Here is a 10,289-nt window from a genome sequence, read left to right on the forward strand (position 1 = left end):
GGGCGGCGCTCCCCCCGGAGCGCCGCCCTTTGGTGCTCTCAGGCCTGCTGGAGCCCGGGCCGGCCGGCCTCGGTCACGTAGGAGGTCCGGGTCGAGACGGGTGCGCCGGGGGTGGTGACGTACGGGAGCACCTTGAAGTCGGCCCGGCAGCTCTCCCGGGTCAGCGAGCAGCGCACGTAGCCGCGCTGGAAATTGGTGAACTTGATGTGCTCGTTGGCCGCGAGCAGCCTGGCGCCGGAGGGGTCCAGATCCATCCCGTCCTTGGTGGTGGAGATGGACGAACCGACGAATTCGACGCCGAGCGTGGGTGATTCGGGGTCGTCGAAGTTCTGCTTGAGATCGGCGGCGAGGTGGCGGTGCATGTCGCCGGTGAGGACGACGGGGTTGCTCACACTGCGGTCGGTGAGCTCCTTGAACAGCCGTTGGCGGGCGTCCACGTAGCCGTCCCAGAAGTCCATCACGAATGCCTGGCCGGGGCCGGGGTCGGTGTCGACCTGGGTCACGGGGATCTGCTGGGAGATCATGTTCCACGTCGTGTCGGACCGTCCGAGGCCGTTGTACAGCCACTGTTCCTGCTCGGGGCCGAGGATGGTGCGGCCGGGTGTCAGCCGTTCGTCGCAGCCGCTCTTGGTGCCGTCGCCGCAGGGCTGGTCGTCGCGGAAGAGCCGGGTGTCGAGGATGTGGAAGGTGGCCATCCGCCCATAGCGCAGACGGCGGTACATCCGGGCCTCGAAGCCGTTCGGCTTGTTCGGCAGCCGCAGCGGCAGATGCTCGTAGTACGCCTGGAAGGCGGCCGCCGCGCGCTCGCGGAAGACCGCCGGGTCCTGGTCGGGTTCGTTGTCGGCCTTGGACCTGTCGCGCGCCCAGTTGTCCTCGACCTCGTGGTCGTCCCAGACGAGGGCGAAGGGGTGGGCCTGGTGGGCGGCGATGAGGTCGGGGTCGAAGCGGTGGAGGGCGTGGCGGTTGCGGTACTGGACGAGGTTCATCGGTTCGGGACGCAGTTCGGCGGCGACGGGGACGTTGCGTACGCCGCCCATGGCGTCGATGGCGTTCTCGTAGATGTAGTCGCCGAGGTGCAGGACCAGATCGACGTCCTCCTCGGCGAGGTGCCGGTAGGCGGTGTAGAAGCCCTCGAACCATGCCTGGCAGGAGACGAAGGCGAAGTCCAGCTCCCTGGGCCGGCTGTGCGGCGGGGGCGCGGTGCGGGTACGGCCGACGGGGCTGTGTACGCCGCCGGCGCGGAAGCGGTAGTAGTAGTGCCGGCCCGGCTGGAGTCCGGAGATCTCGACGTGGACGGAGTGGGCGAGTTCGGGCACCGCGCGGGTCCGTCCCCGGCGTACGACGGACCGGAAGCGATCGTCGCGGGCGACCTCCCACTGCACGTCGACGGCGTACGGCGGCATGCCTCCGCTTCCGTCGGGTGCGAGGGGCTGGGGAGCGAGGCGGGTCCACAGCACGAACCCGTCCGGCCACGGGTCGCCGGACGCGACTCCCAAAGTGAACGGGTCCTCGTGGAAGGGTGTGTCACCCCAGGCCCTGCCCGCCGACAGGCCGGCCGCGGCCAGAGCCATACCGACCGTTCCGCCGAGCATCACCCGTCTTCCGAACCCTCCGGTACCACCTGACCCACTGTTCATTTGCATGAAACTCGTCCCTTCGTCGGGCGGAATTCCGTCCGGTACGAGGTGGGATCGGCGCGTGATTTCACGCCCGTCCATGTGGTAATCACAGGCTGGATATCACAGGGGAAACACACGCCACAAGACCACCTACGGGTGGTCATATTGCCGTTCACAGGCGGTTAGTTGGGGCGACATCGACCATTCGCCCGGGCGATCGAGGACAGGTCGACAACACCCTTGACACCCCTGAGGGCGGCTCATAGTCTCCACGCCACAGAATTAACGTTAGATTTCACATCGGGAAATTCGGTGCGACGGAAGGACGTGCTCGTGTCCGGTTCCCCGGCAGCGGGGCTACCCGCCCACCACCCCGCCGAAGGGACGGCGACCGGCCGTCCGAAGGCCCGGAAACTGCGGCCGTACGCCCTGCGGTGCGAGCACCGCACCACCCCACTGGGGATCGACGAGCCCGCGCCCCGGCTCTCCTGGCGGCTGGCCTCCGACCTCCGCGGCAACGACCCGGTGGCCTACCGGGTCCGTGTCGCCGAATGTGCCGAGGATCTGGACGGGGGCGGTCAACTCCTCTGGGACACCGGCCGGGTGGCCGATCCCGGCGCCACGGCCGTCGACTACGCGGGGCCGGCGCTCCCGGGCCGTACGCGCTGCCACTGGCGGGTCTCCGTGTGGGCCGCCGGGACGGACGCGCCCGCCGAAGCCACGTCGTGGTTCGAGACCGCCTTCACCCGCACCGGTGAGTGGCGGGCCTCGTGGATCACCCACGACCCGCGTCCGGTCGACGTCATGGACGCGCCCACCGAGGGCGAGTTCGCCCTCGACGACCACGGGCTCGCCCCGTGCCCCGTGCTGCGCCGGACCTTCACCGCGTCGGCCGCCACCCATGCCCGGCTCCATGTCAGCGCGCGCGGCCTGTACGAGGTCCGGCTCAACGGCGAACGGGTCGGCGACGCCGAACTCGCCCCCGGCTGGACCGACTACCACCGCCGCGTCCAGTACCAGACGTACGACGTCACCGCGTTGCTGCGGGACGGCGAGAACGTCCTCGCGGCCACCGTCGCCGACGGCTGGTGGAGCGGGTTCGTCGGTTTCGAACCGCGCAGGGCCGGAGCCCACTACGGCTCGTCCCCCCAGTTCCTGGCCGAACTCCACCTGACCGGGGCGGACGGCCACAGTTCCGCGATCGTCACCGATGACACCTGGCGCACCGGCACGGGGGTCATCCGTCACGCGGATCTGCTGATGGGCGAGTGCCACGACCTCCGGCACGCCACCGACGGTTGGGAGCTTCCCGGCTTCGACGACTCCGGCTGGCCCCCGGCCCTGGTCACGGACGCCGATCACCACCTGCTGGTGGCCGCCGTGGACGAGCCCGTACGGGCGATGACCGAACTGCGCCCGTGCTCGGTCGAACGCGTCTCCCCCGACACCCACGTCGTCGACTTCGGCCAGAACCTCGCCGGCCGCGTGCGGCTGAACGTCCATCGGCTCGCGGCCGGGGCACGGGTGGTGATCCGTCACGCCGAGGTGCTGGACGAATCGCGGCGGCTGTACACGGCCAATCTGCGCACCGCCGCGGCGACCGATGTGCTCGTCGGGGACGGGCGCGAGCACATCGTGTTCGAGCCGCGCTTCACCTATCACGGTTTCCGTTATGCGGAGATCAGTGGCGTCCCCGAGCTGGCCGAGTCCGATGTCGTCGCCGTGGCGCTGCACAGCGACACTCCGTGGGCCGGGGAGTTCGACTGCTCGGACGCCGAGCTGCGACGGCTCCACGACTGTGTTGCGTGGGGGCAGCGCTCGAACTTCGTCAGTGTGCCCACGGACTGTCCGCAGCGCGACGAGCGGCTCGGCTGGCTGGCCGACGCGCAGGTATTCCTCCCGACGGCCGCGCTCAACGCGGACGTCGCCGCGTTCTTCACCAAGTGGCTGCGCGACGTCGATGACGCCCGCACCCCCGACGGCGGCTTCACCAATGTCGCCCCGCGCCTCGTGGGAGTCGCCGACGAGGGCGCGCCCGGCTGGGCAGACGCGGGGGTGATCATCCCGTGGCACCTCTACCGCACCTACGACGACCCCCGGTTCCTCGTCCGGGCCCTGGAGGGCATGTGCGCCTGGGTCGACCTGATCCACCGTCATAATCCCGACCTGATCTGGCGCAGCCGGGTGGGCCCGCACTTCTCCGACTGGCTCGCCCCGGGCACCCCCACCCCCCGCGACGTCATCGCCACCGCGTACTTCGCGCAGAGCGCCCGGCTCACCGCCAGGGCCGCCGACGTCCTGGAGCAGAAGGACGTCGGGCAGCGCCACCACCGACTGGCGGACGACATCCGCCGCACGTTCACCGAGCACTTCGTCACCACCGCGGATGCCGCAGACGGCCTGTCCGTACGCGTCGCGGGTGACACCCAGACCGGGTACCTCGTCGCGCTCGCCTTCGACCTGCTGCCCGACGGGCTCGCCTGCGCCGCCGCCCGCCGGCTCGCCGAACTCATCGAGTCGGCCGGACCCGCCCTGCTGACGGGTTTCCTCGGGGTGGCGCTCGCCGCGCCCGTCCTCGACGCCCACGGGCGGGCCGACCTCGCCCACGCGCTCCTGCTCCGCGACGAGGTGCCGTCGTGGCGGTTCCCGCTGCGGCACGGCGCCACCACGATCTGGGAACGCTGGGACGGATGGACCCCCGAAACGGGGTTCCGGGCACCGTCGATGAACTCCTTCAACCACTACGCGCTCGGCTCGATCGGCGAATGGCTCTACCGCGGTGTCGCCGGCCTGGACCAGGCGCCTGACTCCACCGGATACCGGCGACTGCGGATCCGGCCCCGCCCCGGCGGCCTCCGCCACGCGAGCGCCCGCCACGAGTCGGTCCGCGGCACCGTCAAGGTGACCTGGGAGCGGCACGACGGCCGGATCGCCCTGCGGGTCCTGGTGCCGCCCGGTGCCTCCGCCGATGTGTACGTGCCCACCACGGACCCCGGTTCGGTGCGCGAATCCGGCGTGGTGCCGAGCCCCGACGACCGCCACATCACACTGATCTCGACCGCCTCCGACCACGTGCTCTACCGCGTGTCCTCGGGCGCCTACCGCTTCACCGCGGCCCATCCCCCGGTGGCCGGCCGCACCGGGACGCCCGGGGTGGACCGGCCGCGGCCGTCGATCGCCTTGAGCCGACGCACATCGGGACCGGCGACGAAACCATCGTTCGCCCGTTCGTACGAGGAGGACACACCATGACGACGGGTTCTCGCTTCCGGCCGGGCCGAAGTACGGTCGGCCGCCGGGGATTTCTCCGGATCGGCGGCGGGGTCGCGGCGCTCGCCGCCCTTCCGCCCGCTCTGACGGCCTGCTCCGATTCCGGCGGTGGTTCCGGCAAGCTGCGCGTCGTCGGTGTCGCCGACCAGCAGAAACCGATCGAGGAGCTGGTCGCCCTCTACCGCAAGTCCCACCCCGACGACGAGTTCGCCACCTCCTTCGCACCCACGGACCAGGTGCAGACGGTGGTGCGCACCCAGCTCGCCGGCGGCAACGCCCCCGATGTGCATGTGCTCTATCCCGGCAGCGGCAGCGCCATGTCCATGGTCGAGCTGGCCAAGGCCGGGCTGCTCGCCGACCTCAGCGACCAGGAGTGGACCGAGGAAGTCCCGGCGAACTTCCACCCCGCGTACCGGCACAAGGGCAAGACGTATCTGTATTCGGCGGGGAGCAGCGCCATCGGCGCCATCCACAACAAGAAGGCGTTCGCCAAGGCGGGCGTGGAGCCGCCCCGGACGTGGAGCGAACTCCTCGATGTCTGTGCGAAGTTGAAGGCCAAGGGCATCATCCCGATCGCGCTCGGCACCCAGACGCCCTGGGTCACCCAGCTGATCACCTACGCGCTGGTCCCCAACGCCGTCTACGCGAAGAACCCCGGTTTCGACGCCGAGATGGCCTCCGGCAAGGCGCACTTCCGCGGCTCCGGGTGGGCCGACGCGATGGGCAAGTACCAGGAACTCCAGCGCCGGGGCTTCTTCAACGAGAACCCCAACGGAACGACGTACGAGCAGCAGACCTCGATGGTCGCCAGCGGCAGAGCGGCGATGGCCGTCCAGGTCTCCGCCGTACTCGCCAACTTCCGCCAGGCCGCCCGGACTCCGGAGGACCTCGGCATGTTCCCCTTCCCCGGCGGAGACGACCCCGCGAATCTGTGGATCCCGGCGGGCATCGTCGTCGGGCTCGGGATCTCCGCGCGGTCCAGGAAGTCGGCCGGAGCGAAGGCCTTCATCGAATTCCTCGGGAAACAGGAGAACGTCGACCGCTGGGCACAGTCCGTGGCCGCGATCCCGTTCAAGCGCAACGCCTCGACGAAGACCGACCCGGTCCTCGACGGCTTCCTGCCCATCATCGACGACAACCGCGCCGTCCCCTTCATGGACCAGAGCTGGCCCAACGCCGAGGTGCAGCCCGCCCACTTCGCCGCCGTGCAGAACCTGCTCGCAGGCAAGACGGATGTCGACGGGGCCCTGGGACAGATGGACGACGCCTACGGGAAGAAGTCGTGACGAGCGCCCCCGAGAAGACCGTCCCCGGCGTGGCCACCCGGGCCGGGGACGGTCCGCGGACCGGTCGCGGCCGCCCGGTCCGGCACCGCGACCACACCGTCCCGCCCTGGCTCTTCGTCGTCCCGGCTCTCGTCGTCTACGGCATCGTCGTGCTCTACCCGAGTCTCGCCGGGGTGATGTACGCCTTCACCGACTGGTCCGGCATCGGCGGCTTCTCCTTCACCGGTACGGACAATTTCCGCGCTCTGCTCGACGACGGCCGGGCCCTGGAGTCCGTCAGCAACACCCTGCTCCTGACCATCGCCGTGGTGGTCGTCCAGAACGGCATCGGCCTGCTGCTCGCGCTCGGCGTCCACACCAACATCAAGTCGCGTGCGGTACTCCGGCTGATCTTCTTCGCACCGGCCGTGGTCAGCCCCGTCATGGTCGCGATCCTGTGGAAGTACGTCTACAACCCAGAGAACGGCGCCGGTCTCAACGGTCTGCTCGGCGCGGTCGGACTCGGCGGACTGCGTCAGGACTGGCTCGGCGATCCCTCGCTCGCCCTGTGGTCCGTCGCGGCGATGGTCGTGTGGCAGTACGCGGGCTACTCGATGGTCGTCTTCCTGGCCGGGCTCCAGGGTGTGCCCGCCGAACTCCACGAGGCCGCGAGGATCGACGGGGCGGGTTCCTGGCAACGCTTCCGCTTTGTCACCTGGCCGCTGCTGGCCCCGGCGCTGACGATCAACCTGATGCTGTCGACCATCGGGGGGCTCAAACTCTTCGACCAGGTCTACGCCGCCACGAACGGCGGACCCGGCACCTCCAGCGAGACGCTGTCGACCGTCCTGTACAAGGAGGCGTTCGTCTACGGGAAGTTCGGCTACAGCACCGCCGTGGCCCTGGTCCTCGCGCTGTTCGTCGCCGCGGTCTCCCTGGTCCAGCTCCGTTATCTGCGTGCGAGGGAGGTCACCGCGTGAGCAGCTCAACGACCCACGGACCGGCAGCACCCGGGCGTGGGCGCCGCAGACCGCGGTACGGGCAGTACGCGCTGGAACTGGTGATGATCGCCGTCGCGGTCGTCTTCCTGTTCCCGGTGTACGCCCTGATCACCCTGGCGATGAAGGACCCCCGGCAGATCTCCGAATCGCCCCTCTCGCTGCCCTCGCCGCCCACCTTCGGCAACTTCGGCGACGCCTGGTCCTCCGCGTCGCTGGGGCCCGCCCTGCTCAACAGCACGGTCATCACCGTCGTCAGTCTCCTGCTCCTCATCGTCCTCGGCTCCACGGGGGCCTACTACCTCGCGCGGCGCGCCCGCGGACTCGGTTACGGGCTGTACATCCTGTTCCTGCTGGGCATCGTGCTGCCGTTCCAGCTCGGCATGATCCCGCTCTACAAACTCGTCGACGACCTCGGCTGGCTCGGCACATACCAGGGCATGGTGCTCTTCTACACCGGCATCCAGCTGCCGTTCACCGTCTTCCTGTACACCGGATTCATCCGTGCGCTGCCGCAGGACTACGCGCAGGCCGCGCTGATCGACGGCTGCAACCACCGGCAGGCGTTCGCCCGAATCGTGTTCCCCCTGCTGCGCCCCATCACCGGCACCGTGATCATCCTGAACGCGGTGTTCATCTGGAACGACTTCTTCACTCCACTGCTGTACCTGGGCGGTTCCGACAAGGAGACCGTGCCGGTGGGCATCTTCGCGTTCGTCGGCCAGTACGTCTCGGACTACGGGCTCGTCTTCGCCGGACTGGTGCTCGCCGCGCTGCCGATCCTGGTCGTCTTCGTGGTCCTTCAGCGCTATGTGATCAAGGGCTTCGCGGGCGGCCTCAAGGGCTAGGGTCTTTCGTTTGGATCACGCCGGGCTCAGTCGCCGACGCTCCTTCCCCAAGCTCTCGGCTCCGCTCGAGCAGGGGAGACCCCATCCGACTCCCTCCTCCGCCTTGCGATACACGGCACCGGACCCCGCTCTCCGATCCGGCCTGATCCAAACGAAAGACCCAGGACCTCTCATGACACACCCGGTGGATCCGCTCCTCCCGCCCGGCATCGCGGCGGTCCTCGCCGGGCCCCCGCGCGCCTTCTCGCCCGTCGCCATCTGGTGGTGGAGCGGAGAACGGCTCGACCGGGCGCGACTGCGGGCGCAGCTGGAGCGCTTCGCGCAGGGCGGGGTGCACAATCTCGTGCTGCTCAACCTGGCGCCGTCGGGCCCGCTGTTCGGCTCCGACGCGGACGATCCGCCGTTTCTGTCGGAGGCGTGGTGGGCGCTGCTCGACGGGGTGTGTCACGATGCCCGCGAGCTGGGGGTCGCGCTCTGGTTCTACGACCAACTCGGCTTCTCCGGCGCCGATCTGCAGGCCCGACTCGTCGACCAGTGGCCCGGGTACGCGGGCCGCCGGCTCGGCCGCTTACAGGCCGTGGTGGAGTCCTCGGCGGACCGGGCCGGTGAGCTGCGCTGTCCGCCGGGCGGCCGGCCGCTCGCGGGCCGCGCCGAACCGCTCGACGACAACGGCCGGAGCATCGGCCCGGCGGTTCCGGTGGCGGTGGCCGACGGGGTCGTACGGGCGCCCGGCGCCGGGCGCTGGCGCCTGACGCTCCACCACCATGAAGCACTCGGCTTCGACTACCTCGGCGCCGAGGCGTGCGCGGCGCTGCTGGACCGGGTGCACGGGGAGTTCGGGCGCCGGCTCGGCGACCGGCTCGGGTCCGTCGTCGTCGGCTCGTTCCAGGACGAACTGCCGTCCCTGCCCACCTGGTCCACCGGCTTCGCCGACGCCTTTCTGCGGCTGCGCGGGTACGACCTCACCGAGCGGCTGGACGCCCTGTACGAAGACACCACAGACCCCGACGTCCACCGGATCCGCCGTGACTTCCACCTGACCCGTGCCGAACTGGCCGAGGACGCGTTCTTCCGGCCGCTGGCCGCCTGGCACGAGCGTCACGGACTGCTCATCGGCTGCGACCAGCAGGACCCCGCCCGCGCCGGACACCCGGTAGCGGGCGTGGAGTTGTACGCCGACTACGCGCGAACCCACCGCTGGTTCTCGGCGCCCGGCTCCGACCACCACGGGGACGCCCGCATCCACTCCTCGCTCGCCCACCTCTACGGCCGCCCCCGCACCTGGGTCGAGGCCTTCCACTCCACCGGCTGGGGCGGCACCCTGGAGGAGACCCTCGACTGGCTGCTCCCGTGGCTGCGCGCCGGCGCCACTCTCTACAACCCGCATGCCGTCTACTACACGACCAAGGGCGGCTGGTGGGAATGGGCGCCGCCCGCGACCGACTGGCGCCAGCCGTACTGGCGCCACCACCACGTCTTCGCCGACGCCGTGACCCGGCTGTGCGCGATCCTGAGTCTCGGTCACCATCTGTGCGACATCGCGATCCTGCTGCCGACCACCACCGCCCAGGCGGGCACCGCGCTGGACGGGGTCACCGACGCGGCGGCGCGCGCCCAGTCGGTATATCTCCAACTCGTCGGGGACATGGCCTGGTTCCACACCCGGCCGGGCGTCATGGACCGTCTGGGCCTCGATGCCGACGTCATCGACGACGCGTCCCTGGCCCGTGCCCGCGTCTCACGGACCGACGACGGCGTGCGGCTGCGGGTCGCGGACGAGGCGTACACGACGGTCGTGCTGCCCTCGTGCACCGTTCTCGAACGGGAGACGGCGCAGCGGCTCGTCGATTTCGCCTCCGCCGGTGGGCGGTTGATCGCGCTGGGCGACCTCCCCGAGCAGGTCGTCGGCCCCGGGGCGGTCACCGCGGCGGCCGAGCTGCGGGCCTGCTTCGCGGACGGCCGGGCCGTGCACGTCCCCGTGACGGACGAACCGGCCGGTTCGCTCGCCGCCGCGCTCGGCGGTGTGCACCCGGTCGTCCGCGCACCGGTCCCCACGCTGGCGCGGCGCGTGGACGGCGCCACGGTGGTCTTCCTGACCGCGGGCGACCCTCGGGCCACACAGGCGGCCGTCGCCGCCCCCGACGAGCGGGGCGCCGCGCTCGGCTGGCTGGACGCCCGTTACGACTTCGACCCCCGCCGCGACGTGCGGAGCGCCCGGGTGCGGGTGCGGGACGTGGCGGGCCCGGCCGTTCTGGTGGACCCGTTCGGCGGCGCTCCCCGGACGCTGCC

General features: G+C 70.6%; 5 protein-coding genes and 1 pseudogene. 5 read left to right on the forward strand and 1 reads right to left on the reverse strand.

Features of this window, described 5'->3' with window-relative positions:
- Window positions 1–38: 38 nt before the first annotated feature.
- Window positions 39–1,571 carry an alkaline phosphatase D family protein gene (locus tag ABZY11_RS27100; RefSeq protein ID WP_356481636.1) on the reverse strand — a complete coding sequence of 511 codons (1,533 nt, stop codon included), beginning with the start codon at window positions 1,569–1,571 and terminating at the stop codon, window positions 39–41.
- 381 nt (window positions 1,572–1,952) lie between these two features.
- Here ABZY11_RS27100 and ABZY11_RS27105 point away from each other — a divergent pair, with 381 nt between their 5' ends.
- The 5 genes and pseudogenes from ABZY11_RS27105 to ABZY11_RS27125 all read left to right on the forward strand — a co-directional run.
- Window positions 1,953–4,871: a family 78 glycoside hydrolase catalytic domain gene (locus ABZY11_RS27105; protein ID WP_356481637.1), complete on the forward strand. Its 2,919-nt coding sequence runs from the start codon at window positions 1,953–1,955 to the stop codon at window positions 4,869–4,871.
- A complete protein-coding gene (locus tag ABZY11_RS27110; RefSeq protein ID WP_356481638.1) occupies window positions 4,868–6,175 on the forward strand; it encodes an extracellular solute-binding protein in 1,308 nt (435 codons plus the stop codon). The genes ABZY11_RS27105 and ABZY11_RS27110 overlap by 4 nt, the downstream gene beginning before the upstream one ends.
- Complete coding sequence (locus ABZY11_RS27115; protein WP_356481639.1) at window positions 6,172–7,134, forward strand: sugar ABC transporter permease; 963 nt, start codon at window positions 6,172–6,174, stop codon at window positions 7,132–7,134. The genes ABZY11_RS27110 and ABZY11_RS27115 overlap by 4 nt, the downstream gene beginning before the upstream one ends.
- Window positions 7,131–8,000: a carbohydrate ABC transporter permease gene (locus ABZY11_RS27120; RefSeq protein WP_356481640.1), complete on the forward strand. Its 870-nt coding sequence runs from the start codon at window positions 7,131–7,133 to the stop codon at window positions 7,998–8,000. Before ABZY11_RS27115 ends, ABZY11_RS27120 begins: the two co-directional genes overlap by 4 nt.
- A 172-nt stretch (window positions 8,001–8,172) precedes the next feature.
- Window positions 8,173–10,289 (forward strand): annotated as a pseudogene (locus ABZY11_RS27125) (hypothetical protein); the annotation flags it as partial.

Origin of the sequence: Streptomyces sp. NPDC006510, from assembly GCF_040611955.1 — a bacterium.
In the GTDB taxonomy this organism is placed as follows: Bacteria; Actinomycetota; Actinomycetes; order Streptomycetales; family Streptomycetaceae; genus Streptomyces.

Coding starts and splice junctions, on each gene's coding strand:
- ABZY11_RS27100 (WP_356481636.1), bottom strand. CDS start 1,571: ATGGCTCTGGCCGCGGCCGGCCTGTCGGCGGGCAGGGCCTGGGGTGAC.
- ABZY11_RS27110 (WP_356481638.1), top strand. CDS start 4,868: ATGACGACGGGTTCTCGCTTCCGGCCGGGCCGAAGTACGGTCGGCCGC.